This window comes from Stenotrophomonas sp. PAMC25021 (genome assembly GCF_004795795.1).
GTDB classification, from domain to species: domain Bacteria; phylum Pseudomonadota; class Gammaproteobacteria; order Xanthomonadales; family Xanthomonadaceae; genus Stenotrophomonas; species Stenotrophomonas muris.
In genome coordinates this window covers 603,310-627,093 of sequence record NZ_CP039255.1, presented here as the reverse complement: position 1 = coordinate 627,093, position 23,784 = coordinate 603,310, and the positions used below count along the sequence as shown (strand labels likewise).

At 67.9% G+C, this 23,784-nt stretch carries 20 protein-coding genes; 12 read left to right on the top strand and 8 right to left on the bottom strand.

Going from position 1 to position 23,784, the window contains the following annotated elements; all coding sequences use genetic code 11:
* Positions 1-43 precede the first annotated feature (43 nt).
* Complete coding sequence (gene gltX / locus E5790_RS03020; protein WP_111206667.1) at positions 44-1,447, top strand: glutamate--tRNA ligase; 1,404 nt, start codon at positions 44-46, stop codon at positions 1,445-1,447.
* A 34-nt stretch (positions 1,448-1,481) separates the two neighbouring features.
* Positions 1,482-1,973, top strand: coding sequence for a Fur family transcriptional regulator (locus E5790_RS03015; RefSeq protein ID WP_004150412.1), 492 nt, complete (start codon positions 1,482-1,484; stop codon positions 1,971-1,973).
* A 112-nt stretch (positions 1,974-2,085) separates the two neighbouring features.
* Here the strand turns inward: E5790_RS03015 and E5790_RS03010 are convergent, their stop codons facing one another.
* From E5790_RS03010 to E5790_RS02995, 4 genes are all read right to left on the bottom strand, one after another.
* A complete protein-coding gene (locus E5790_RS03010; RefSeq protein ID WP_049420618.1) occupies positions 2,086-3,240 on the bottom strand; it encodes an HlyD family secretion protein in 1,155 nt (384 codons plus the stop codon).
* An 8-nt stretch (positions 3,241-3,248) separates the two neighbouring features.
* Positions 3,249-4,922 carry an MFS transporter gene (locus E5790_RS03005; RefSeq protein WP_032956775.1) on the bottom strand — a complete coding sequence of 558 codons (1,674 nt, stop codon included), beginning with the start codon at positions 4,920-4,922 and terminating at the stop codon, positions 3,249-3,251.
* On the bottom strand, positions 4,922-5,488 hold the full coding sequence (locus E5790_RS03000) for a TetR/AcrR family transcriptional regulator (RefSeq protein ID WP_014646454.1): 567 nt from the start codon (positions 5,486-5,488) through the stop codon (positions 4,922-4,924). The genes E5790_RS03005 and E5790_RS03000 overlap by 1 nt, the downstream gene beginning before the upstream one ends.
* 199 nt (positions 5,489-5,687) lie before the next feature.
* Positions 5,688-7,904, bottom strand: coding sequence for a TonB-dependent receptor (locus tag E5790_RS02995; protein WP_111206624.1), 2,217 nt, complete (start codon positions 7,902-7,904; stop codon positions 5,688-5,690).
* Positions 7,905-8,040: 136 nt separating this feature from the next.
* Here E5790_RS02995 and E5790_RS02990 point away from each other — a divergent pair, with 136 nt between their 5' ends.
* Entirely contained in the window at positions 8,041-8,454 is a 414-nt protein-coding gene (locus tag E5790_RS02990) for a MerC domain-containing protein (RefSeq protein ID WP_049441523.1), read from the top strand.
* 110 nt (positions 8,455-8,564) lie between these two features.
* Entirely contained in the window at positions 8,565-8,744 is a 180-nt protein-coding gene (locus E5790_RS02985) for a 30S ribosomal protein THX (RefSeq protein WP_004150462.1), read from the top strand.
* A 130-nt stretch (positions 8,745-8,874) separates the two neighbouring features.
* On the opposite strand, the gene E5790_RS02980 is transcribed toward E5790_RS02985, so the two are convergent.
* The 3 genes from E5790_RS02980 to E5790_RS02970 all read right to left on the bottom strand — a co-directional run bounded on the left by E5790_RS02980 (position 8,875) and on the right by E5790_RS02970 (position 12,196).
* A complete protein-coding gene (locus E5790_RS02980) occupies positions 8,875-10,125 on the bottom strand; it encodes an ectonucleotide pyrophosphatase/phosphodiesterase (protein ID WP_046429675.1) in 1,251 nt (416 codons plus the stop codon).
* A 104-nt stretch (positions 10,126-10,229) separates the two neighbouring features.
* Positions 10,230-10,721, bottom strand: coding sequence for a methylated-DNA--[protein]-cysteine S-methyltransferase (locus tag E5790_RS02975; protein WP_005408696.1), 492 nt, complete (start codon positions 10,719-10,721; stop codon positions 10,230-10,232).
* A complete protein-coding gene (locus tag E5790_RS02970) occupies positions 10,718-12,196 on the bottom strand; it encodes a DNA-3-methyladenine glycosylase 2 (RefSeq protein WP_049441525.1) in 1,479 nt (492 codons plus the stop codon). Before E5790_RS02970 ends, E5790_RS02975 begins: the two co-directional genes overlap by 4 nt.
* A gap of 470 nt (positions 12,197-12,666) precedes the next feature.
* Between E5790_RS02970 and E5790_RS02965 the strand changes: the two genes are divergently transcribed.
* From E5790_RS02965 to ubiM, 4 genes are all read left to right on the top strand, one after another.
* Positions 12,667-13,830 carry a hypothetical protein gene (locus E5790_RS02965; protein WP_041863185.1) on the top strand — a complete coding sequence of 388 codons (1,164 nt, stop codon included), beginning with the start codon at positions 12,667-12,669 and terminating at the stop codon, positions 13,828-13,830.
* Between the two features lie 58 nt (positions 13,831-13,888).
* Positions 13,889-14,434 (top strand): DUF4019 domain-containing protein, encoded by a 546-nt coding sequence (locus E5790_RS02960; RefSeq protein WP_014646460.1) that lies wholly within the window; start codon positions 13,889-13,891, stop codon positions 14,432-14,434.
* Between the two features lie 11 nt (positions 14,435-14,445).
* Positions 14,446-14,835, top strand: coding sequence for an MAPEG family protein (locus E5790_RS02955; RefSeq protein ID WP_046429692.1), 390 nt, complete (start codon positions 14,446-14,448; stop codon positions 14,833-14,835).
* Positions 14,836-14,914: 79 nt separating this feature from the next.
* The gene (ubiM, locus tag E5790_RS02950) at positions 14,915-16,093 is read left to right on the top strand and encodes a 5-demethoxyubiquinol-8 5-hydroxylase UbiM (protein ID WP_014646462.1); all 1,179 of its coding nucleotides are present in this window, start codon (positions 14,915-14,917) and stop codon (positions 16,091-16,093) included.
* 11 nt (positions 16,094-16,104) lie between these two features.
* Here the strand turns inward: ubiM and E5790_RS02945 are convergent, their stop codons facing one another.
* Positions 16,105-16,326, bottom strand: a complete 222-nt coding sequence (locus tag E5790_RS02945) for an RNA-binding S4 domain-containing protein (protein ID WP_014036469.1) — start codon at positions 16,324-16,326, stop codon at positions 16,105-16,107.
* Between the two features lie 266 nt (positions 16,327-16,592).
* Here E5790_RS02945 and E5790_RS02940 point away from each other — a divergent pair, with 266 nt between their 5' ends.
* The 4 genes from E5790_RS02940 to E5790_RS02925 all read left to right on the top strand — a co-directional run bounded on the left by E5790_RS02940 (position 16,593) and on the right by E5790_RS02925 (position 23,703).
* Entirely contained in the window at positions 16,593-18,530 is a 1,938-nt protein-coding gene (locus E5790_RS02940) for a DEAD/DEAH box helicase (RefSeq protein ID WP_049441528.1), read from the top strand.
* A 218-nt stretch (positions 18,531-18,748) separates the two neighbouring features.
* Positions 18,749-21,172, top strand: coding sequence for an EAL domain-containing protein (locus tag E5790_RS02935; RefSeq protein WP_049441529.1), 2,424 nt, complete (start codon positions 18,749-18,751; stop codon positions 21,170-21,172).
* A 109-nt stretch (positions 21,173-21,281) separates the two neighbouring features.
* Entirely contained in the window at positions 21,282-22,946 is a 1,665-nt protein-coding gene (locus tag E5790_RS02930) for a diguanylate cyclase (RefSeq protein ID WP_049441532.1), read from the top strand.
* A 34-nt stretch (positions 22,947-22,980) separates the two neighbouring features.
* Positions 22,981-23,703 carry a pseudouridine synthase gene (locus E5790_RS02925; RefSeq protein WP_049441533.1) on the top strand — a complete coding sequence of 241 codons (723 nt, stop codon included), beginning with the start codon at positions 22,981-22,983 and terminating at the stop codon, positions 23,701-23,703.
* Positions 23,704-23,784: the final 81 nt, after the last annotated feature.

Sequence of the window (23,784 nt, the reverse complement as noted above, 5' to 3'; positions counted from 1 at the left end):
GCGGGCTGGTAAAATCGGGGGATTCCCGTTCCTCGAGCCGTCCATGACCTGCCGCACCCGCTTCGCCCCCAGTCCCACCGGCTACCTGCACATCGGTGGTGCCCGCACCGCGCTGTACTGCTGGCTGGAGGCCCGCCACCGCGGCGGCGAGTTCGTGCTGCGCATCGAGGACACCGACCGTGAACGCAGCACCCAGGGCGCGATCGACGCCATCCTGGAGGCGATGGAGTGGCTGGGCCTGGACTACGACGAAGGCCCGATCTATCAGACCGACCGCGTCGCCCGCTACCGGGAAGTGGCAGAGCAGCTGATCGCCGACGGCAAGGCCTACTACGCCTACGAAACCCGCGAAGAGCTGGACGCGATGCGCGAGGCCGCCATGGCCAGGCAGGAAAAGCCGCGTTACAACGGCGCTGCACGCGAACTGGGCCTGCCGTACAAGGACGACCCGAACCGCGTCATCCGCTTCAAGAACCCGCTGGAAGGTACGGTGGTGTTCGACGACCTGATCAAGGGCCGCATCGAGATCGCCAACAGCGAGCTGGATGACATGGTCATCTTCCGCCCGGACGGCTACCCCACCTACAACTTCGCGGTGGTGGTGGACGACTGGGACATGGGCATCACCGAGGTCATCCGCGGCGACGACCACATCAACAACACCCCGCGCCAGATCAACCTGTACGAGGGCATTGGTGCGCCGGTGCCGAAGTTCGGCCACATGCCGATGATCCTGGACGAGCAGGGCGCCAAGCTGTCCAAGCGCACCGGCGCGGCCGACGTGATGCAGTACAAGGACGCCGGCTACCTGCCCGACGCGCTGCTGAGCTACCTGGCCCGCCTGGGCTGGTCGCACGGTGACCAGGAGCTGTTCAGCCGCCAGGAGCTGATCGACCTGTTCGACGTGAAGGACTGCAATTCCAAGGCCTCGCGTCTGGACATGGCCAAGCTGGGTTGGGTCAACCAGCACTTCCTGAAGACCGAGGACGTGGCCGCCATCGTGCCGCACCTGGTCTACCAGCTGGAGAAGCTGGGCCTGGACGTGGCCGCCGGCCCGGCCCCGGAGGATGTGGTGATCGCCCTGCGTGAACGCGTGCAGACCCTGAAGGAAATGGCCGAGAAGGCCGTGGTCTGGTACCAGCCGCTGACCGGGTACGACGAAGCGGCGGTGGCCAAGCACCTCAAGGCCGGTGCCGAGGTGGCGCTGGGCAAGGCCCGCGAGCTGCTGGCAGCGTTGCCGGAGTGGACCGCCGAGTCGGTGGGCGTCGCCCTGCACGACGCGGCCGCAGCGCTGGAAATCGGCATGGGCAAGGTCGCCCAGCCGCTGCGCGTGGCGATCACCGGCACCCAGGTCAGTCCTGACATTTCCCATACCGTGTACCTGGCCGGCCGCGAGCAGGCCTTGAAACGCATTGATGTGGCCATCACCAAGGTAGCAACGGCCTGAGGCATCCTTGCCAGGCCCGAACCGGAGAACACGCATGCCCGCCAAGACCGCCACTGCCTGTACCGCCCCGCACCACCATGTCCACGACGCATCGGATTTCGTGGCGGTGGTCGAGCGTGTCTCGCGCGAACGCGGGCTGCGCCTGACCCCGATCCGCGCCAACGTGCTGAAGCTGATCGCCGAGGCCGGCAAGCCGGTCAAGGCCTACGAGCTGCTGGAATGGGTGCGCAACGGCAAGGGCGTGGGCGCCGATGCCCCGCCCACCGTGTACCGCGCGCTGGACTTCCTGATGGCCAATGGCTTCGTGCACAAGCTGGAATCGGTCAATGCCTTCGTGGCCTGCCATCACCCCAGCAGTGCCGCGCATTCGGTGCCGTTCCTGATCTGCAACAGCTGCCACAGCGCGGTGGAGCTGGAAGACCGCGAGATCGTCACCCAGCTGGAGAAGCGCGCCAAGGAGCTGGGCTTCCAGCCGCAGGCACAGACGCTGGAAGTGCATGGCCTCTGCGCGCGCTGCGCCGGCTAACGCAACGGTAGGGCCGGCCGCTGGCCGGCATTTTTGGAAACGGGGTCAGATCCCTTTGCCACTGGCAAAGGGATCTGACCCCGTTTCATACCGGTGCGGCAGGGCCTGCGTCCTAGTCCATCGGCTTGGACCGGGTATCCACCCGCACGATCACCGACATGCCGGGCCGCAGCTGCTTTGCCAGCTTCTGATCCCTGTTGATCGATATCCGCACCGGCAGCCGCTGCACCACCTTGGTGAAGTTGCCGCTGGCATTGTCCGGGCGCAGCACGCTGAATTCCGACCCGGTGGCTGGGGCGATCTCCTGCACGCGGCCCCGCAGCACCTGGCCCTGGAACGCGTCCACCGAGAACGTCGCCGGTTGGCCGATCGCCATGCCCCAGGTCTGTCCTTCCTTGTAGTTGGCCACCACCCACAGCGTGTCAGGTACCAGGAACAGCAGCTGCGAACCGGCAGCGACGTACTGGCCCACGCGTACGCTGGCTTCGCTGATCTGGCCGTCGCGTGGTGCGTGGATCACCGTGTTGGCCAGGTCGATGCGGGCCAGTTCCAGCTGCGCCTGCGCGCTTTCCACCTGCGCTTCCAGGCTCTTGCGCGCGACCTGGGTCGACACCAGCGTTTCCTCGGCGATGCGGATCTGCGCCTGCGACTGTTGCACGCTGGCCTGTGCCGACGCCTGGGTGGTGCGGAACTTGTCGCGGTCGTTGATGGACACCAGCTGCTGCGCCGCCAGTTCCTCGTAGCGTTTCAATTCATTGCGCGAACGCTGCAGTTCGGCCTGGCCAGCCGACAGCGTGGCGCGGGCGGAGGCAATCTGTGCGCGGTTCTGCGCCTGTGACTGGTCCGAGTTGGCCAGCGCCGCGCGCGCGCTGTCCAGCGTCGCCTGCGCCTGGGCCACGCGCTGCGCATAGATGCGGTCATCGATGCGCAGCAGCGGCTCGCCCTGCTTCACATGCTGGAAATCCTTCACCAGCACTTCGGTCACATAGCCGTTCACCTGCGGCGCCATCACCGTGATCTGGCCGCGTACATAGGCGTTGTCGGTCACCATCACGCTGCTGGTGAACGGCCACAGGTGCCAGGCGCGCAGGATCAGCGCAATGCCCAGCAAGGCCACTACCACCATCACCACCACGCTGCGGGCGCTGGGCTTGAGGTACTTCGGCGCGACCGCAGGTTCTACCGGCGTGGCCGCGGGCGCCGCGTCGGTCGGCGGCGGTGGGGTGACGTTGTCGGTGTCGTCGGGGCGGGGCGGGACGGGAGGCATGGGAGGACTCAACGGGACGCGGCCGGCGTGGACGCGGTGGAAAGGGCGGGGTGGCGCTTGCGCCATTGCTTGAGCACGGCGGTGCGCAGCGACAGCAGCAGCAACCAGCACAGGAAGCCGATCGCCAGCCAGCCGCTCAGCGTGAACACGTCATTGAAGCCACGCACGTTGGCTTCGCGGCGCGTGGTCTGCGCCAGCTGCGCGCTGCCCTGCGCACTGCGCAGCACCGGGTCGGTGATCTGCGCAGCGTACAGCTGCTGCTGGATGCGCAGCCGTTGCGCGACCACCGGATCGGCCGGATCGAGCTGGCTGGTCAGCGCGCTGGAATACAGCTGCTCGCGATGCAGCTGGAAGGTCCCCAGCACCGCCGAACCTGCCAGGCCACCCAGGGTCTGCGTGATCGACAGCGTCACCAGGAAGGTGATCATGTGGTCGACGCCCTGTTTCAACGCGGCGGAGATGCCGAGCATGATCAGCGGGCCCATGAACATGCCGGCACCGACCGAGGCCAGGAACTGGCTGGCGTAGAAGTCGTGCGGCCGGTCCAGGCTGGTGCGGTGCTGGTCGAAGAACGCGGCGGCGCCCAGCAGCAGGATCGCCATCAGCAGCTGCGCGATCAGCCGCTTCGGTCCGAAGGTGAGCGAGGCACCGGCGATGCCGACGATCACCCCGGCCAGGATCACTACGAACAACGGCCGCATCTGGTCAGGCCCCATGCCCAGCGTGCGCATCAGGTTGACCACGCCGTAGGACTGCTCGGTGGTCAGGAAGCGGATCAGGAACGCGCCGACGATGAAGTGCAGCACCGGCAGCTTCGACAGCCAGCGGATCTGCAGCAGCGGATTGCGCCGGTAGTGTTCGATGATGAAGGCGGTGGTGGACAGCACGATCGAGGCGACCAGCGCCCAGCCCAGCCATGGGGTGTTGAGCCACCAGCGCGTGTAGCCCTGCGCCAGTACGATCACCAGCAGCGCGACCGCCGGCGCGAGCAGGGCGAAAGTGAGGAAGTCCAATGGCTCGAACGCCTTTACCTGGATGCCCGGCGGCAGCTTCAGCACCACCACTGCCGCGAACGCGCACAGGGCCAGGCCGGCTTCGAAGGAGTACAGCTGGTGCCATTGGCCGGTATCGACCAGGCCTGGTGAAACGATCCAGGCGATCGGCACCGCCAGCTGCGACAGGCCGACACCGACCACCAGGAGATTGCCGGTGAATCGGCGCGGCAGCGCCTGCAGCATGTACAGCGTGCCCAGTGTGGAACAGGCCGCACCCGCGAAGCCGCTGGCGGCTCGGGTCAGCATCGTGGTCTCGAAGCTGCCGACGAACAGGTGCAGCACCGCCAGCGCCGCATACAGGCCCAGGCCGATCTCGGCGAACAGGCGGATGCCGTACTGCTGGCGGAACTTGAAGGCCAGCAGATTGGCGGTGACATTCACCATCGCATACGCGGCCACCAGCCAGCTGCCCTGGGTCGGAGTGAGCGCCAGCTGGCCCTGCAGGAACGGCAGGTTGGCGGTGACCAGCGCATTGCCGAGGCCGCCGGTGATCGCCACCAGCAACGATACCAGCGCATAGGCCGCGCGCCGGTACGGCGGGTGCCAGGGCATCGACGCCGAGCCGGGCATGGTCGGCTTCTCATGCTCCTCCCAATCCGGAACCGGCTTCAGATACGGCTGGACCATCAACGGGCCTCGCTGGCAGCTCCCTGGAGACCCCCACGCAGCAGCTGCAGGGCACGCCCGGCCAACTGGGCGCGCTCGTCGCGGGTCTTGCCGCGCAGGGCCGCACCCAGCATGCCCGAGATCAGTGAAATATCCGTCTTTTCCAGGTCGTCACGGCACAGCCCGGCGGCCTTGGCGCGCGCGATCGGTTCCTCCAGCAGGTCGCGCACGGTCTCGCGCGCGGCGCGCATGGACGGCACGTCCGAATCAACCGCACGCCAGTAATCGGCCAGTGCCGGCGAATCGATGATGCGCTGGGCCATGCCCTCGAACACCTCGAACAGGGCGTCATCGCGGTCACCGAGCTGTTCGACCTGGCGCCGGATGCGGTCGACCGTGCGCTGCAGCAGCGCCTGGATCAGCGCGGTGCGGTCGGGGAAGTTGCGGTACAGGGTGGCGCGGCCCACCTGGGCGCGTTCGACCACCAGATCCAGCGGGGCGGTGACGCCATGTTGGCCGAAGACATGATCGGCGGCGTCGAGGATGAGGGCACGGCGGGCAGCAGCATCGGCACGTTGAGCGGTCATGGAATCATTTTCGGACAAAAGTGTCCGATTGACGAGACTTTGAGTGACGGGATTGTCCGGTTGTTGTCGTACGCACACCTTTGTGACGGATGCGTGATGGCGTGGGACGGAATGAAAACGGGGGCCCGAAGGCCCCCGTTCAATGCGGTGGTGCCAGAGCCCTTTCCTTCGGAAAGGGATCCGACCCCGCCGTGCGCGATCAGAAGAACGCGCGGATCCCGAATGCGACTCCACGGCCTGGCAGCGGCGAGTAGTCGCGCAGCAGCGAGGTATGCGGGCGCACTTCGCGGTTGGCCAGGTTGCTGCCATCCAGGAACACCTCGTAGCTGTTGCCCGCGTTGCGATCCCAGCGGTAGGCCAGGTGCGCGTCGACCAGCGTGTAGCCGTCGCTCGGGGCTTCGTTCTGGGCAACGTCCTTCTGGCGGCTGTAACGCACCGCACCGACCGAGGCGCGCCAGCCGTCCTTCGACCAGCGCAGGTCGGCACCCACGCGGGCCGGGGCGATACGCGGCAGGTAGCCGGTGTTGGCCAGCTCCACGTTGTAATTGTGGTTGTGGTCGCCGTGCGGCACGGCGATGTCGAGGTTGCGGCTGCCGCTGCCATCCAGCTTGGCCTTCACATAGTCACCGAACAGGCGCAGATCCCAGTCACCGGCGCCACCCTCGAACAGGTGCACCAGCGCTTCGGCCTCGGCGCCGCGGAACACCGCGTCCTGCTGGGTCCAGGCGCGGACCGGCAGGCCTTCGGTAACACCGGTGTCGGCGAGGTAGATGAAGTCCTTGAACTTCGTCTGGTAGACCGACGCGGAGAAGTCCAGGCGATCGCTGTGGGTATGGATGCCCAGTTCGACGCGCTGGCCGCGCTCGGTTTTCAGGTTGGCGTCGCCGATCTCCAGCGAGCGGGTGGCGATGTGCGCGCCGGCGGCGTACAGCTCTTCGTTGGTGGGTGCACGCTCTGAGCTGTCCACGCCGATGCGCAGGTCAACGGCATCGTTGAGCTTCCAGATACCGGCGGCAGACAGGTTGGTGGCACCGAACGTGCGGCGACGGTAGTCACCGGTCGGGTCCAGCTTGACCTGGTCGTGGCGGCCACCCAGTTCCAGCTTGAACGGGCCGAACTGCTTTTCCTGCAGCACGAACAGGCCGATGTTCCTGGTGCCGGTATCCGGTACGAACGCCTCTTCGCCCTTGGCGCCGAAATCGCTGTTGCCGAACTGCAGGCCGAACGCGCCGTCCCAGCCGCCGATCTGCTGCTGCACGGCTTCCAGGCGCGCTTCGATACCACGGTTGGTGAAGCGCGTCGACGGCGTGCCGGCCTCCAGCTCCACGTGCTCGTAGTCGGTGTAAGCCACGCGTGCGTTGATGTTCTTCAGGAACGAGACCGGGTTGTAGATGCCGGCCTTGGTCTCGAAGCGGTTCTGCACCATGTCGATGCGCACGTCATGCTCGTCGCCGCCTTCCTCTTCATCGCCGTGGTCGTGACCGTGGTCATGGCCGTGGTCATCACCATCGGCATGCACGTGCGCGCCATTGGGAATGCCGTAGTTGGTGCGATAGGTGCTGGCCGACACACCGAAGTAACCACCGTCGCCCAGCCACGTTGCGCCGACGCCGCCGGCGCGGGTGCGGATCGAACTGTTGTCCAGGCGGCCGCGGCGCGGTTCTTCGCCCTCGGCTGCATCGTGATCATGGTCGTGATCGTGATCGTGGTCATGGTGGTCTTCAAGGCTGTCGATCACCGCGTAGCCGGGAATGCGGTAGTCGTCGCCATTGCGCACCAGGCCATCCACGTGCAGCACGACGTTGCCGCTGACACCATCGAGGCGGAACATGCCGCTGCGCTCATTGTTCACCGAGTTGCCGCGCAGCTCGGCGCGACCGCTGAGCGGGCGCTCCGGCAGTTCGCGCGCGATGCGGCCATCCACCACATTGACCGCACCACCGATGGCGCCGCTGCCGAACAGCAGCGTGGCCGGACCCTTCAGCACTTCGATCTGGTCGGCCAGGAACGGCTCGATGCTGGTGGCATGGTCGGCGCTGACCGTGGAGGCGTCCATGTTGCCCATGCCGTTGGACAGCACGGCAACGCGCGGGCCTTCCTGGCCGCGGATGATCGGGCGGCCGACGCCGGGGCCGAAGAAGGTGCTCTGTACGCCCGGCAGCTTGGCCACGGTATCGCCCAGGGTGCCGGCCTTCTGCTCGTCCAGGCGCTCACCGGCCAGCACGTCCACCGGGCGCGCCAGGGATTCGGCATCGCCCTGCAGCGGCGACGCGGTGACCTGTACCGAGGAGAGTTCGGTCAGGTGGCGGTCACGGTGGGAGGTGTCCTGGCCGGCTGCAAAGGCGACGGACGGCAACAGGGCGGCGAGGGCCAGGGCCAGGGAATGCGGCTTGAGCCGAGGGGTGTGGGCGGGCATGGGCAGGTCCTTTGTTACAATGTATCAATCGCAGGGCGCACGAATCCCGTCGAGGGGACAGGGGGAGGGAAAACCGTGCGGTTCGGAGAGGGATGTTATATTATTCCATAACGATTCGCCGACCCTGCTGGAAGTCATGTCCCTGTCCTCACGCCTGCGCCACCTGCTCGACCGTTTCGGTGCCACTGGTTCGATGCTGTGCGCATTGCATTGCGCGGTGATTCCCGTGCTGCTGGCGGCGGCGCCGTCGCTGGGCCTGTCGTTCTGGCTGAGCGATGGCGTGGAACAGGCGCTGGTGGTGTTCGTGACCCTGCTCGGGCTGTTCAGCCTGGTCTGGGGCTATCGCCGCCACGGTGCGCTGCGTGCGCTCGGCTTCCTGATCCCCGGCCTGGTCGCGCTGTGGGCCGGCGTGCTGTACGACCCGCTGCACCACAATGCGGTGCCGCATGCGGTGGTGATGACCATCGGCGGCCTGCTGGTCGGCGTTGCCCACCTGGTCAACCTGCGCCTCAACCACGGCCACGTGCACGACGCAAGCTGCGCGCACTAGGCACGCCGTGATAGGATTTCCGATCGTGCGCGGGGGCGCCCAGCAAGGCGGCCCCGCCGAACCCGTGTCAGTACGGGGTAACCAGATTTCACACTTGAGGAGTTGAAGACATGGGTAAGGGTGACCGCAAGACCGCCAAGGGCAAGCGCTACAACGCCAGCTACGGCAACGCCCGTTCGCACACCGCGAGCAAGGTCGCCGTAGGCGCCGCCGCCCCGGTTGCCAAGAAGACCGTGGCCAAGGCTCCGGCGAAGAAGGCCGTGGCGAAGAAGGCCGTCGCCAAGGCCTGATCAGGCCGACCGACCGGTCCAAGGAAAACGCGGCGCCTGGCGCCGCGTTTTTTTATGCGCGTTCCTGCAGGGCCGAGCCCATGTTCGGCTGGCGTAATGCAGCCGAGCATGGGCTCGCTCTACAGGGAATTCAGCGCAAGGTCTGCTTCAGCGTTTCCGGATTGCCATCGTTCGGCGCGGCCGGCACCTGCAGCAGGTGGGCCAGCAGCGGGTAGACGTCGACATTGTCGAAGCCGTCGATCACCAGGCCCTGGCGGAACGACGGGCCGCTGGCCACGAACACCGCACGCATCGACGGCAGGGCATTGTCGTAGCCGTGCGAGCCACGGTCCTGCTTCGCGCGCTTGGCGATCTTCTCGCGGTGCAGCGCATCCCAGCCTTCATCCATCGCACAGACGATGGCCGGAACCCGCGGATGCGTGCCGTAGTGCCAGCGCGCCGGCAGGTTCTCCTTCTTCCAGCACTCGTAGTGCGCATGGCGGCCGAGCAGGGCGCGTTCGGCCTCAGCCTCACGACCGGCCACTGGCGCGAAGCCCACCGACTGGCCCTGGCTGACGTTGCGCGCGATGGACGGGTCGGCCATCGATTCGGTGGCGATCACGTGGCCGTCGGCGACGCTGGCCATGCCGTGGTCGGACACCACGATCACATTGGTGGTGGCGGCCAGGCCGCGCTGCTGCAGGCCGTCGAGCACCTGGCCGACGATCAGGTCGGCGCGTGCGATGGCGTCGGCGTACTGCTTCGACCCGGGGCCGTAGTTGTGCCCGGCCTTGTCCACGTGCTCCATGTACAGCGTGGTCAGTCGCGGGGCATCGGCGTCGGTCTGTGCCAGCCAGTCGAGCACGATACCGGCACGCTGCTCCAGCGGTTCCTTGCCGTCGTAGATGCGCCACTGGCTGGGGCGCACACCACGGATTTCCGATTCACTGCCCGGCCACGACGTCGTGGCGGTGCGCACGCCGGCGTTCTCGGCGCCGACCCAGATCGGTTCACCGCCCCACCAGGCACTGGTGGTGACGGCCTCGCGGTTGCTCAGCTCGAAACGGCCCAGCGCTTCATCGTCCATGCTGTTGTTGACGATGCCATGGTGGTCCGGTCGCAGGCCGGTGACGATGGTGTAGTGGTTGGGAAACGTCAGGGAAGGATAGGACGGTGTCATCCAGCGGGCGCGCACGCCGCCGTCGATCATCCGCTGCAGGTTCGGGGTCAGCCCGCGGTCCAGCGCATCGGCGCGCAGGCCGTCGATGGAGATCAGCAGCAGCTTCGGCGGTGCGGCCGATGCGACGGACGTGGGAACGGAGGCGGTAGGGGCAGGCGCAGTGGTGCAGGCAGCCAATGGCAGCAGCAGCGCCAGCGAACAGGTCAGGCGTACGGAAGTCATCCGTGCATGATAAGCCGGTGCAATTACCGGCCCAAGACACGGCGCGCCAGGATCGCCCGGGGTCAGATCCCTTTTCCACGGGAAAAGGGATCTGACCCCGATGTTCAGGCGAACAGCGGGGCCTGGCGTTGTTCCAGCCGCAGCAGCGCGGCCTTGGTTTCCAGGCCACCGCCGAAACCGGTCAGTGCACCGTTGCTGCCGATCACGCGGTGGCAGGGCAGGATGATCGGCAACGGGTTGCGCCCGTTGGCCGCGCCCACCGCGCGGGTCGCGCTGGGCTGTCCCAGGTGTTGCGCCAGTTGCAGGTAGCTCCAGGTCTGGCCGAACGGAATCAGCGCCAGCGCCTGCCACACGCGCAGCTGGAACGGCGTACCACGCGGCGCCAGCACAAGGTCGAAGCTGTTGCGCTCGCCGTGCAGGAACTGCAGCAGCTGCTCGCGTGCTTCCGGCAAGGCATCCGGTGCGTAATGCCAGTCATCACGCCCGCGCGCGGGGTGGCGGTTCTCCGGGAACAGCACGTGTGACAGGCCACGCTCGTCGCCGGCGATGGTCAACACGCCGATCGGGCTGTCGAAACGATCGAACAACAGTGTCATGTCGGTTCTCCAACGAATGTGCCGGACAGGTGCCACAGGTGCAGCACGGCGTAGGCGCGCCAGGGACGCCACGGTTGCGAGCGCGCTTCGGTTGCGCGTTCGCTCAGGCGCTGGCCCTGCGCGTGGCCGAGGACCTGCTGCAGTACAAGATCGCCGGCCGGGAAGGCATCGGGCTGGCCGAGGCCACGCAAAGCGATGTACTGCGCGGTCCATGGGCCGATGCCGGGCAGTGCCACGCAGCGGGCAACAAACTCTTCCAGCGCCTGGCCGGGCCCGAAGTCGAGCTGGCCGCTGGCGCAGGCGGTGGCCAGTGCACGCACGGTCGCGGCGCGGCTGCGCGGCAGGCCGATTGATTCCAGAGGCGCCTCGGCCAATACCTCGGGTGCCGGGAACTGGCGATCAAAGTCGGACGACATGCCCGGCAGGTGCGCGCCATAGGCATCGACCAGCCGCCGCGCGAAGGTGGTGGCGGCGGCAACAGTAACCTGCTGGCCGAGCACGGCGCGCACGCCCACTTCGAAGCCATCCCAGCCGCCGGGCACGCGCAGCCCCGGGCGCTCGGCGATGCCGCGCGCCAGCAAGGGTTCCTCACCCAATGCGGCGTGCACCTGCTGCAGGTCGGCATCCAGATCAAACACGCGACGCACGCGGCGCACGATGTACGGGATCAGGCGCGGATCCACCGCACCCAGCTGCAGGCGCAGCTCCGGGCGCTTCGGGTCGGCAGTGACGCGCAGCAGGGTGGGGCGCTCCGGCGTGCCCAGCACGCGCTGGTAGCTGTCCTCGCCAATCAGTTCGATGCCGGGCAGGCTGCGCTTGCGCAGGAACGCCAGCATGCGCGGGAAGTCCAGCGGTGGACGGTAGCCCAGGCGCAGCACCAGGCCGCCATCGTCGGCGGCCAGCGGTTGATGCTGGCGGCGCAGTGCGGTGGGGGCCATGCCGCAGCCCTGCAGGAATGCGGTATTGAAGCGGCGCAGGCTGTTGTATCCGGCGGCCAGTGCGACGTCGGTCACCGCCAGCGTGGTCTCGGTCAGCAGTTGCTTGGCCAGCAGCAGGCGATGGGTGGCGTGGATCTGCCCGGGCGTCGCGCCCAGGCGTTCGACGAACAGGCGCTGCAGCTGGCGCGCGCTGAGGCCGAGCTTCGTAGCAAGATCGGCCACCGGCTGCTCCTGCAGGAAGCCGCCGTGGATCAGGGCCAGGGCGCGCTGTACGGTCTGCCCGGCCAGTGCCTGCTGGGCCTGTGGTGCCAGCTCCGGGCGGCAGCGCAGGCACGGGCGATAGCCGGCGGCCGCGGCGGCCGCGGCGGTCGGGTAGTAGGTGATGTTGCGCGGCTTCGGGGGCGGTGCGGGGCAGACCGGGCGGCAATAGATGCCGGTGCTGCGCACGGCGGTGAAGAACACGCCGTCGAAACGTGCGTCGCGGGCCAGGCGGGCGCGGTCGCAGGCGGCGGTGTCGAGGGCGAGGGCGGTGTCCATGGCGGCAGTCTAGGCGGGTGCGGGCGGGGATACTCGCCACATTCGGACATGGATGCTGAAGGGGGTCACGCCGGGCTGCGCCCGGACCCGCGGTAGTGCCGGCCGCTGGCCGGCAACAGCAACAGCAGAAGCGGGATTCCTGTGGGATGGCGCGGTGGGTCCGGTGGCAGGGGACGCCGTGAACCCCCAGACCGGCCCAGCCGCTGGCGGCTGTGCGTTCGGGCGCTTGCGAAGCAGTGCTTCGCAAGCAAAGCGCCCTCACCCCTGGGGACTTGGTCGCGGCATCCATGCCGCTCGCACCCCTGCCACCGGACCCACCACGCCTTCGACAGGTTCCTGAGGCTGTTGGTAGGTGCCGACCTTGGTCGACACGCTTTCCCAAGGGTCAGAAGGGGTTCAGTGCCACGCGCTGAATGCGCGGCCTGGACGGGTAGACTGTGGCTCTTGGTCCCATGAATCCCGGTTGCCCGATGTCCGCCAAATTCCGCTGGTTGCCCCTGTTGTGCCTGGCCCTGGCGGGCTGCAGTCAGCTGGAGAATCCGGGCAACGTGACCGCTGCCGACAAGGCAGCGCGGGCGCCGGCCAGTGATGGCGAGAACATGGTTTCGATCAATGCCGCCGACGCGCCACCGGCACCGGCACCACCGCGCAGCCAGGCGGGTCGGCCGTGGCCGCAGGCGCAGCTGGAAAATGGGCGTGCGTGGGTCAGTTGCAGCACGGAATATGCGGGCGATGCCGGCGACGGTGCCGAACTGGAAGGGCTGCAGCGCGAGCAGATCACCCAGGCCCTGGCGCCGTGTGCCGAGCGTGGGCTGATGCGCGTGCGTTACGCCGGCAAGATCAATCCGGGCTTCGCCGAAATGATGTGGCGGTTGGCGGTGGTCGCTGACGAACTGAAGATCCACAAGCGCATCCTCGACCTGGACTCCAGTGGTGGCCAGGTGGAGTCGGCGATCGTGGCCGGTGACAGCATCGGTGAATCGGGCTGGACCATCTGGGTGCGCGAAGGCTCCATCTGCCACAGCGCCTGCGTGTTCGTGCTGGCTGCCGGTGACAACCGCCTGCTGTCGGGCAAGGTCGGCATCCACCGCATGATGCGGATCAGCTCCAAGGCCACCTCGCGCGCCGAGCTCAACCGCGAGCTGCACGAAGTCTACGACAACGTGAAGGATTACCTGCAGCGCAATGGCGTGGCGGTGGGCGTGGCCGATCTGATGATGACCGTGCCCAATCGCAGCCTGCGCCTGCTGACGCCGGATGAGCTGCGCCAGTACGGCCTGGATGGCACCAACGCGGTGCAGGACGATCTGGAACGGATCAAGCAGATGCGCGCCTGCGGCGATGACTTCGTGCAGCGCAAGGACGCGTTCCTGATCGCCTTCGACCAGCAGTGCAAGCGCGACGGCGCCGACATGGAATCGATCAACAGCTGCGGCCAGGCCCTGAAGCAGCGCTTCGGTTTCCCGGATGCGGTATGCCCGGACGAAAGCCCGCTGTCGGAGATCGATGTGGCGACGCTGCCACCGGCACCGTCGGAGCCGCCGCCGGTGGCCGAGCAGCCGCCAGCGAACACCGCCGCGCCCGCCGCGCAAGCTGATGCGGCAGCGGTGGAGGGCAACGCTCCGGCACGCTGACGGCGTAGTCACCGCGCTGGCGTAGACTGCGGTTCTCTCCAGAAAACCGGCGGTGTCCATGAAGCGCGCGTTCCTGCTGCTGTCCCTGCTGCCCCTGACCGTGTTGGCGCAGGCCCCTGCGCCGGCCACGCCTGCACCGGCCCCGGCACGCCCGGCACCAGCCTCGCCGGCAGCTGCGAAGCCCGCTACCGCCGGTTCCCCTGCGTTGACCGCTGCTCAACAGGCGCAGGTGCAGAAACAGGACGCGGAAATGGGCGCCGCCGCAGTGAAGGCAGCGCAGCTGGTCGACGCCAACCGCGCCGGCGAATTGTGGGATGGCGCTTCGGCCGTCGCGCGTCGTGCGGTGCCGAAGGCCGCTTTCGTCAGCCAGTTGGCCGCCGAGCGCACGCGCCTGGGTACGCTGGCCGGGCGTGGCCAGCCGACCATCACCCGGGTCAAGTACAGCGCCGGTGCAGCAGTGCCGGAAGGGCTGTACATCAACGTCAGCTTCCCGACCCGTTTCGCCAACAGCGCACAGCCGGTGCGCGAGCTGGTCTCGTTCCGTTTCGACGAGGACCAGGTGTGGCGCCTGGCCGGTTACAGCCTGCGCGCGTCGGCACCCTGAGGAGGTGAATGATGGCAACTGAACTGACGATGCTGGCCTGGTCGGTACTGCTGGGCTTCGTGTACATCTTCGCCACCTCCACGGTGGTCACCCGCGAGCGCGGGATGAAGTGGAATGCTTCGGCACGCGATGGCGATGCAAAGCCGCTCAGCCCGCTGGCCGGTCGCCTGCAGCGTGCGCAGGCCAACTTCCTGGAGACCTTCCCGTTCTTCGCCGCCGCCGCCATCGCAGTGGTCGTGGCCGGGCGCGGCAACGACACCACGGCGCTGGCCGCGCAGGCCTACTTCTGGGCGCGCGTGGTCTATCTGCCGCTGTATGCCGCGGGCGTGCCCTACGTGCGCAGCCTGGTGTGGCTGGTGTCGCTGTTGTCGATCCTGGCGCTGGTGTTCGCACTTCTGTAAGTCGGCCTGATCCAGATCAAGGCCGCTCAGGCGCGCGGCGCTATGCTGGCGCGGACTGGATCAACGGCAGGAGGCGCGCATGCGCAGGTTGGACGTGGTGGTGGTCGGCGCCGGACCGGCGGGCCTGTGTTTCGCGCGTGCGCTGGCGGGCAATGGCCTGCAGGTCGGGCTGGTCGAAGTGCAGCCGCGCCAGGCGCTGGCCGAGGCCGCCTTTGATGGCCGTGAGATCGCGTTGACCCATGCCTCGCGGCAGAGCATGGAGCAGCTGGGGCTGTGGCAGCGCCTGCCGCACGCTGAAATTGCTGATCTGCGCGATGCCAGGGTGATGAACGGCGGCTCGCCGTTCGCGCTGACCTTCGCCAGCAGCCAGGTCGACGGCCAGCCGCTGGGCTGGCTGGTACCCAACCATCTGATCCGTCGCGCCGCGTGGGATGCCGTGCAGGGCCAGGACGGCCTGGAGCTGTTCGACGGGCGCAAGGTGCTGGGCGTGCAGGCCGATGCGCAGGGCCACGTGGTCAAACTCGATGACGGCAGCCAACTGCATGCGCGGCTGCTGGTGGCCGCTGACAGCCGCTTCTCCGCCACCCGCCGCATGCTCGGCATCGGTGCGCAGATGCGCGACTTCGGCAAGTCGATGCTGGTGTGCCGCATGCAGGTCGAGCGCGACCATCACCACACCGCCTGGGAGTGGTTCGGCTACGGCCGCACGATGGCGCTGCTGCCGCTCAACGAGGGCCAGGCATCGGCGGTGATCACGCTGCCGCCGCGGCAGATCGAGGCGCTGCTGGCGATGGACGAGGTAGCCTTCGGTGAGGCCATCAGTGCCTGCTTCGAACACCGCCTGGGCCGGATGCAGCCGGTGGCCACGCCGCAGGCGTATCCGCTGGTGGGTGTGTACGCGGATCGCTTCGTCGGCGAGCGTTCTGCGCTGATCGGTGATGCCGCGGTGGGCATGCATCCGGTCACCGCGCATGGCTTCAACCTGGGCCTGGCCAGCGCACAGCGGTTGGCGCAGGGCATCGTCGCGCAGCAGCGCCGTGGTGCCGACATTGCCGCCGCCGGCATGCTGGCCAGTTACCAGCGTGGTCATCGGCTGGCGTCGCGGCCGCTGTACGAGGCCACCAATGCGATCGCCAGCCTGTACACCGACGACCGTCGCCCGGCGCGCCTGCTGCGTGCGGCCGGCCTGCGCCTGGCGCAGGGCGTGGCACCGTTCAGGCAGCTGATTGCCTCGCACCTGACCCAGCGCGTGGCCTGAACAGCTTCAGATCAGCCTGCAGCCAGCACCCGGATCTGGCTGTCGGCGAATTCGACCACCTGGCCTGCGCGGATCTTGCAGGCCTTGCGCAGTTCCACTTCGCCGTCGACCCGTACCTGGCCCTCGCTGATGACCATCTTGGCCTCGCCGCCACTGGTGACCAGATCGGCCAGCTTGAGCAGCTGCTTGAGTTCGACGTAGTCACCGTCGAGGTCGAATTCGAGAATCTGCATGGAGCGGGGTTCCTGGGAAGAGGGCGCAGGCCAGCGGCCGGGCCGGGAAGAGGGCGCGTATTGTGCGCCAGCACGGGCCCGACGGCATCTGTGAGGAAAGCTGTATGCCTCGTTCAGCATCAATGCGGTATCATTCCGCTCTGAGCGAGTGAAATCTCCTCCGACCGAGCAGCGCCAGGGCACGCGATAAGAAGGGCGCCCAAAGCGCGGACCATCACCTTTTTTATCGCACTGCCAGGAAGACGGCAGTGCCTTCGGAGTTCCCCATGTCCCAAGATTCCCAAGCGCCGCTGCAGTTTGCGCAGCTCGGCCTGTCCGAGCCCGTGATGCAGGCCGTCACCGCCATCGGCTACGAAACCCCTTCGCCGATCCAGGCCGCCACCATCCCGGCGATGCTGGAAGGCCGCGACGTGCTGGGCCAGGCCCAGACCGGTACCGGCAAGACCGCTGCCTTTGCACTGCCGGTACTGTCCAACATCGACCTGCAGCAGATCAAGCCCCAGGCCCTGATCCTGGCGCCGACCCGCGAGCTGGCCATCCAGGTTGCCGAGGCGTTCCAGTCCTATTCGTCGAAGATCCCCGGCTTCCGCGTGCTGCCGGTGTACGGCGGCCAGCCCTACGGCCAGCAGCTGTCGGCCCTGCGCCGCGGCGTGCATATCGTGGTCGGTACCCCCGGCCGCGTGATCGATCACCTGGACCGCAGCACCCTGGACCTGTCCGAGCTGAAGACGCTGGTGCTGGACGAAGCCGATGAAATGCTGCGCATGGGCTTCATCGACGACGTCGAAGCGGTGCTGAAGAAGCTGCCGGAGCAGCGCCAGGTGGCCCTGTTCTCGGCCACCATGCCGCCGCAGATCCGCCGCATCGCGCAGACCTACCTGCAGGACCCGGTGGAAGTGACCATCGCGGCCAAGACCACTACGTCGGCCAACATCCGCCAGCGTTACTGGTGGGTGAGCGGCATGCACAAGCTGGACGCGCTGACCCGCATCCTGGAAGTCGAGCCGTTCGACGCGATGATCATCTTCGCGCGGACCAAGGCCGGCACCGAAGAACTGGCCAGCAAGCTGCAGGCGCGTGGCCTGGCCGCTGCCGCCATCAACGGTGACATGCAGCAGGCCCAGCGTGAGCGGACCATCGCCATGCTGAAGGAAGGCAAGCTGGACATCCTGGTCGCCACCGACGTGGCCGCGCGCGGCCTGGACGTGGAGCGCATCAGCCACGTGCTGAACTACGACATCCCGTACGACACCGAAAGCTACGTGCACCGCATCGGCCGTACCGGTCGTGCCGGCCGCAGCGGCGAGGCGATCCTGTTCGCCACCCCGCGCGAGAAGGGCATGCTGCGCCAGATCGAGCGCGCCACCCGCCAGCCGATCGAAGAGATGCAGCTGCCGAGCGTGGAAGCGGTCAACGACACCCGCATCAACAAGTTCACCTCGCGCATCAGCGAAACCCTCGGCGCCGGTGGCCTGGACTTCTACCGCCAGCTGCTGGAGCGCTTCGAGAACGAGCAGAACGTGCCGGCCATCGAGATCGCTGCCGCGCTGGCCAAGCTGCTGCAGGGCGATACCCCGTTCCTGCTGCAGCCGCCGGTGCGTGCCCCGCGCGAAGAGCGCGCACCGCGCGAGCGCTTCGACCGTGGTGACCGCCCGGAACGTGGTGATCGCTTCGACCGCAACGAACGGGGTCCGCGCTTCGAGCGTGGCCCGCGCCGTGACGACGCCGAAGGTGGTTTTGAACAGCGTCCGCGCCGTGAGGTTCCGCCGCGTGGTGCACCGGAGCAGGGCATGGAGACCTACCGTATTTCGGTCGGTCACCAGCATGGCGTGAAGCCGGCCAACATCGTCGGCGCCATTGCCAACGAAGCCGGCCTGGAAAGCCGCTTCATCGGCCGCATCGACATCCACGACGACTTCTCGCTGCTGGACCTGCCGGCACAGATGCCGCCGGACGTGCTGTCGCACCTGCAGAAGGTCTGGGTGTCCGGCCAGCAGCTGCAGATGCGTGCGCTGGCTCCGGGTGAAGACACCAACCCGGCCCCGCGCCCGTTCAAGCCGCGCTTCGACAAGCGTGGCCCGGGCGGTCCGGGTGGCCCGCGTCGTGGCGGCCCGGGCGGCCATGGCGGCGACCGCGGCGGTGACCGCGACAGTCGCCCGCCGCGTCGTGACGGCTTCAAGCCGCGCGGCCCGCGCAGCCTCTAAGCCGCACCCGCAGCCGTCCACACCACCGCCAGCCCCCGGGCTGGCGGACAGAAAAAGGGGACGGAGGGGATTAAGTCGTATCTGGCTGGTCATGCGCCTGTGCCAAGAACGACTTAATCCCCTCCGTCCCCTTTTTCGCATGGCCCACACATTGCCGGTCCTAGGCTGAGCCGGTTCCTAAGGAGGTTGTCACCGCAGCACATTCAGGGGGATCCGGGATGGGTAGGAGTGGCACGGACCAACACAGCCGGCGGGTGCCGATGACCCGGGGGCTGGGACTGCGATTTGCGCTGTTGACCGGCATGGCGATCGGACTGGTCGCACTGTCCGCCCTGATCCAGGAACTGCAGGCGGCCTCTACTGCCTGGATCGCCGGCCAGGGCTACTGGTCGCGTGGCCAGCAGGATGCCACCGCCGCACTCAGTCGCTACCTGGCGCGTGGCGATGCCGAGGACCTGGACGACGCACGCCAGGCCCTGCAGGTGCCGTTGGGCGATCTGCAGGCGCGACTGGCGCTGGAACAGGCCGAACCGGACGAGGAGAAGGCCAGGCAGGGCTTCCTGCAGGGCGGCAATGCGCGTGCCGACATCCCTCGCCTGGTGTTCTCGTTCCGCTACGCGCGCGACATCGGTGCATTCCGCGAAGCGAGCGCGTTGTGGCGGCAGACCGATGGCGACCTGATGGCGCTGCAGCGACTGATCGATGAACTGCAGCTGCGGCACGACGGCAACCTGGTGCCCGTTGCCACACGCGACCGCTACCTGCAGCAGCTGCGTGACCTGGACCAGCGGATGAAGGTGCAGAGCCAGGCGTTCTCGCAGGCACTGCTGCGGATGGCGACGCTGGTGAGGCTGGCCACGTTGATGGTGGCGGGCCTGTCGGTGCTGGCGATCAGCCTGATGGCGGTCGCCCTGGCGCGCCGCGTCGGCAAGGACCTGACCGAACACGAGAGCCGTTTCCGCGCGGCGTTCTACCAGGCCAACGTCGGCATGCTCAAGCTCGATGCCGAAGGCAAGGTGATCGAGGCCAACCAGGCGATGGCCGATATCCTCGACCATCGTCGTGACATGCTGCTGCAGCTGTCGCTGGGCGACCTGCTGATGGACGGCGAGCTGGTCATCGATGGGGTGGGCCGCATCGATTGGGACCGCCAGCTGCGCCCGAGCGAACTGCGCTTCCGCCGTCGCGATGGCAGCCTTGTCTGGGGCCGCTGGAGCGGCACCGGCGTGCGCAGCACCGGCGGTGGCCTGTCGGTGTTCGCCATCATCGAAGACGTCAGCCAGAACCATGCACTGGCGCGCGAGATCGAGCACCACGCCAGCCACGACCCGCTGACCGGCCTGATCAATCGCCGCGAGATCGAACGGCTGCTGGAACGCGCGCTGCTGCAGGTGCGCAGCGAAGGTGGCACGCACGCGCTGTGCTACATCAACCTGGACCATTTCAAGCTGGTCAACGACAGCTTCGGTCACGCCGCCGGCGACCAGATGCTGCGCAGCTTCGCCGACTACCTGGTGGCGGCGGTGCGCGATGGCGACTGGGTGGGCCGGCTGGGCGCGGACGAGTTCGCCGTGTTCCTGGCCCATGCCGGGCAGGACGAGGCCAAGCGCGTGCTGCAGCGGGTAATCCGCAACCTGGGGCAGGCGACGTTCCCGGTCAGCGAAGGCAGCCCGCAGCTGAGCTGCAGCATCGGCGTGGTCGAGGTCAGCGCCGATGCGCCGGATGTGAACTGGCTGATGAGCGCCGCCGACAGCGCGTGCTATGCGGCCAAGCAGGCCGGCCGCAACCGCGTGCACTGCTTCAACGAGAACCGCATGGCGCTGGAGGAACGGCGCCAGGAAGCCGAGCGGCTGCAGGGCGTCAGCCTGGCCATGGCCGAAAACCGCATGGTGTTGTATGCGCAGCGCATCGCCCGCGTCGGCGATCCCTCCTACCTGCACTACGAGGTACTGGTGCGCATGCGTGGCAGCGATGGCAGCCTGCACCTGCCGGGCCAGTTCATGCCGGCGGTGGAGCGCTATGGCATGGCCGTGGCGCTGGACCGGCACGTGCTTGGCCTGCTGTTCCGGCACCTGCAGGTGTGCCCGGCACACGTGCGGCAGCTGGGCCTGTGCAACGTCAACGTTTCGGCGCAGTCGATCGCCGAGCCCGGCTTCCTCGCCTTCGTCTGCGACCTGCTGGAGCGCAACCGCGCGCTGGCCTCCAAGCTGTGCTTCGAGATCACCGAGACCGCTGCGATCAGCAACCTCAGCCAGGCGCGTGCCTTCATCGATGCAGTGAAGGCGCGTGGCTGCCGGATGGCGTTGGACGATTTCGGTTCCGGGCTGTCCTCGTTCGGCTACCTGCGCCAGCTGCCGGCCGACATCCTGAAAATCGACGGGGCCTTCGTGCGCGACATGGATACCGATCCGGTCAGCCATGCCACCGTGCGCGCGATCAGTGAACTGGGGCGCGAGCTGCAGATGGAGGTGGTGGCCGAATGGGTGGAGACTGCCGACGTCGCCGCCGCGCTGACCCGGCTTGGGGTGCAGGGCCTGCAGGGTTATGCGGTCGAGCGGCCGCAACCGCTGGAGCGGATGACCCTGGCCGACCTGCGGCCGGTGCGCCTGGTGGCGGTGAAAGGTCCGCCCGCCGCTGGCTGAACGCCCGTCGGCGACTTTGGTCTACACGTGGGCTGCAGCCGCGGCTGCGATAATGCCCGGCAGGGGCGACGCGCAGTGGGCGCGGGCGTAAGCAGGAACAGGACGTGGCGTGGGCGGCAGGCAGGGGCAGTACGGAACGGGAGCGGTGCTGGTCGTGCTGCTGGTGTGGTTGGCAATGCCGTGGCCGCTGTCGGCGGCCGTAGCCGAAGCCGGGCGTGACTACCTGCTGGTCGGTGCGGCGACCGATGAACCCACCCCGCATCGCGCATGCACGCCGGAGATGCTGGCGGGGCCACGGCAACAGGTGCAGGTGTCCGCGCCAGCGGGCGGCTGGTCGGGCCAGCCGCAGGCACTGGACGTGTTCAATGTGTTCGCGGGCGAAGTCCGCGTGCAGCATGGGGATCGCGAAATCTGCGGCAACATGCACGATGCCCGTACCCGTGATTCCCGGTTCCGCGCAGGCATCGGCCTGGTCGCGGTGCCGCCGGCGGGCAGCCATGAACCGTTCCTGGTGTCATGGCAGACGCCGCTGAAGGCGCGCTGGGTACCGACCCTGCGGCTGGGCGCGCCCAGTCCCGTGCAGCAGAACGATACCGCCCGCCTGCTGGTGCGCGCGGCCTGCATCGCCGTGGCAATCGCACTGGCGTTGTCGGCCCTGATGGCCTTCCTTACCACCCGCGACCGCAGTTTCCTGGTCTACATCGCCGGTACCGCCGTGCTGGTGCTGTGGCAGGCCATTCTCGGCGGGCTGAGCGGCTACCCCGAGCCATGGCTGCCGGTGGGTGAGCGCAGCGCGTGGTGGCTGCTGTCGTTGACCGCTGCATCCCAGGCGCTGGTGCTGCCCGCGTTGTGGCGACTGAACGGCGGCGACCGCCTGCTGCCGCGATCGCGCCCGGTGCAGCTGCTGGCGCTGTGGGGATTGCTGGCGCTGGCCGCGTGGGTGCCCTGGCTGCAGCGGGACAGCCTGGCCTGGGTGGCGCAGGGCCTGCAGGTGTCCTACCTGCTGGGCTGCGGCCTGGCATTGATGGCCGGGGTGTGGGCATGGCTGCGCGGCGACCGCTGGGCGCAGGCGGGGTTGGCGGCGCTGGCACCGATGCTGGTGTTGATCCTGGCCGACGCCTGCCGCGCTGCGTGGTTGCTGGAGTACCGCGTGGAGGCACTGCAACTGTCGGTGACCTGGCTGCTGATGATGGCTGCCTATGCGCTGAACCAGCGGCTGGGCCGCCTGCGCCAGCAGCGCGATGAACTTCGCCAGCTGGCCGAGACCGATGGCCTGACCGGTCTGCCCAACCGCCGTGCCGGGCTGCAGCAGCTGGCACGGCATCTGGAACGGGTTGATCGCGAGCGCGGCCCGCTGGTGATCGGTTTCCTCGATATCGACCTGTTCAAGGACATCAATGACCGCCATGGCCACGCCGTGGGTGACCAGGTACTGGTGGCGGTGGCACGTGCATTGCGTGCCGCGGTCCGCAGCCAGGACCAGGTGGTGCGGATGGGCGGCGAAGAGTTCCTGCTGCTGATGCCGGGCATGCCGCGCGAGGCGGCATCGGCGCGCCTGGATCGCCTGCGCCAGCACCTCACCGAGGCGGCCCGGGCGCTGCAGGTGCCCGGCCTGGAGGTCACCGCCAGCATCGGCCTGGCGCAGTGGCGGCCGGGCGAGGACGATCTCGCCGCGCTGCTGCGCCGGGCCGACCATGCCATGTACGTGGCCAAGCGTGCCGGCCGCAACCGGGTATTCGACGGCGAAGAACTCGATCCGCCGGCCCCGGCATGAAGCGCAGCGGGCGGGGATGCCCGATAATAGGGCGATGACCACCCGACTCAACAAACATATCGCCGACACCGGCTTCTGCTCCCGCCGCGAGGCCGATCGCCTGATCGCCGCCCGCCGGGTCACCGTCAACGGCCATCCGGCCGGCACCGGCGCGGTGGTGGGCGAGGAAGACCAGGTGCTGGTCGACGGCCAGCCGCTGCGCGCGCGCGTGGCCCGCAAGCCCGGTGCCCGCCGCCATGTCTACATCGCGCTGAACAAGCCGGTCGGCGTCACCTGCACGACCGAGACCTCGGTCAAGGGCAACATCGTCGACTTCGTCGGCCATGAACAGCGCATCTTCCCGATCGGCCGCCTGGACAAGGAGTCCGAAGGCCTGATCCTGATGACCAGCAACGGCGACATCGTCAACCAGATCCTGCGCGCCGAGAACGGCCACCAGAAGGAGTACCTGGTGGCGGTGAACAAGCCGGTCACCGACGAGTTCCTGCGTGGCATGGCCCGTGGCGTCCGCATCCACGACCAGATGACGCTGCCGTGCAAGACCTCGCGCATCGCCAAGTTCGGTTTCCGCATCACCCTGCAGCAGGGCCTGAACCGACAGATCCGCCTGATGGCGGCCGAGTTCGGCTATCGGGTGACCCAGTTGCGTCGCGTGCGCATCGACAACATCAAGATCGGTGCGCTGAAGCCGGGCCAGTGGCGCAACCTGACCGATCAGGAGCTGCAGGGCCTGCTGCCGAGGCAGCTGGACTGGTAAACGGCTTCTGTAGAGCCGAGCCCATGCTCGGCTGCTCTTTTGTCCGGGTGCAGCCGAGCATGGGCTCGGCTCTACATCAGC

What these genes read in the sequence shown, in the direction of transcription:
- gltX (WP_111206667.1), top strand. Translation starts at nt 44, where the DNA reads ATGACCTGCCGCACCCGCTTCGCCCCCAGTCCCACCGGCTACCTGCAC.
- E5790_RS03015 (WP_004150412.1), top strand. Translation starts at nt 1,482, where the DNA reads ATGCCCGCCAAGACCGCCACTGCCTGTACCGCCCCGCACCACCATGTC.
- E5790_RS03010 (WP_049420618.1), bottom strand. Translation starts at nt 3,240, where the DNA reads ATGCCTCCCGTCCCGCCCCGCCCCGACGACACCGACAACGTCACCCCA.
- E5790_RS03005 (WP_032956775.1), bottom strand. Translation starts at nt 4,922, where the DNA reads ATGGTCCAGCCGTATCTGAAGCCGGTTCCGGATTGGGAGGAGCATGAG.
- E5790_RS03000 (WP_014646454.1), bottom strand. Translation starts at nt 5,488, where the DNA reads ATGACCGCTCAACGTGCCGATGCTGCTGCCCGCCGTGCCCTCATCCTC.
- E5790_RS02995 (WP_111206624.1), bottom strand. Translation starts at nt 7,904, where the DNA reads ATGCCCGCCCACACCCCTCGGCTCAAGCCGCATTCCCTGGCCCTGGCC.
- E5790_RS02990 (WP_049441523.1), top strand. Translation starts at nt 8,041, where the DNA reads ATGTCCCTGTCCTCACGCCTGCGCCACCTGCTCGACCGTTTCGGTGCC.
- E5790_RS02985 (WP_004150462.1), top strand. Translation starts at nt 8,565, where the DNA reads ATGGGTAAGGGTGACCGCAAGACCGCCAAGGGCAAGCGCTACAACGCC.
- E5790_RS02980 (WP_046429675.1), bottom strand. Translation starts at nt 10,125, where the DNA reads ATGACTTCCGTACGCCTGACCTGTTCGCTGGCGCTGCTGCTGCCATTG.
- E5790_RS02975 (WP_005408696.1), bottom strand. Translation starts at nt 10,721, where the DNA reads ATGACACTGTTGTTCGATCGTTTCGACAGCCCGATCGGCGTGTTGACC.
- E5790_RS02970 (WP_049441525.1), bottom strand. Translation starts at nt 12,196, where the DNA reads ATGGACACCGCCCTCGCCCTCGACACCGCCGCCTGCGACCGCGCCCGC.
- E5790_RS02965 (WP_041863185.1), top strand. Translation starts at nt 12,667, where the DNA reads ATGTCCGCCAAATTCCGCTGGTTGCCCCTGTTGTGCCTGGCCCTGGCG.
- E5790_RS02960 (WP_014646460.1), top strand. Translation starts at nt 13,889, where the DNA reads ATGAAGCGCGCGTTCCTGCTGCTGTCCCTGCTGCCCCTGACCGTGTTG.
- E5790_RS02955 (WP_046429692.1), top strand. Translation starts at nt 14,446, where the DNA reads ATGGCAACTGAACTGACGATGCTGGCCTGGTCGGTACTGCTGGGCTTC.
- ubiM (WP_014646462.1), top strand. Translation starts at nt 14,915, where the DNA reads ATGCGCAGGTTGGACGTGGTGGTGGTCGGCGCCGGACCGGCGGGCCTG.
- E5790_RS02945 (WP_014036469.1), bottom strand. Translation starts at nt 16,326, where the DNA reads ATGCAGATTCTCGAATTCGACCTCGACGGTGACTACGTCGAACTCAAG.
- E5790_RS02940 (WP_049441528.1), top strand. Translation starts at nt 16,593, where the DNA reads ATGTCCCAAGATTCCCAAGCGCCGCTGCAGTTTGCGCAGCTCGGCCTG.
- E5790_RS02935 (WP_049441529.1), top strand. Translation starts at nt 18,749, where the DNA reads ATGGGTAGGAGTGGCACGGACCAACACAGCCGGCGGGTGCCGATGACC.
- E5790_RS02925 (WP_049441533.1), top strand. Translation starts at nt 22,981, where the DNA reads ATGACCACCCGACTCAACAAACATATCGCCGACACCGGCTTCTGCTCC.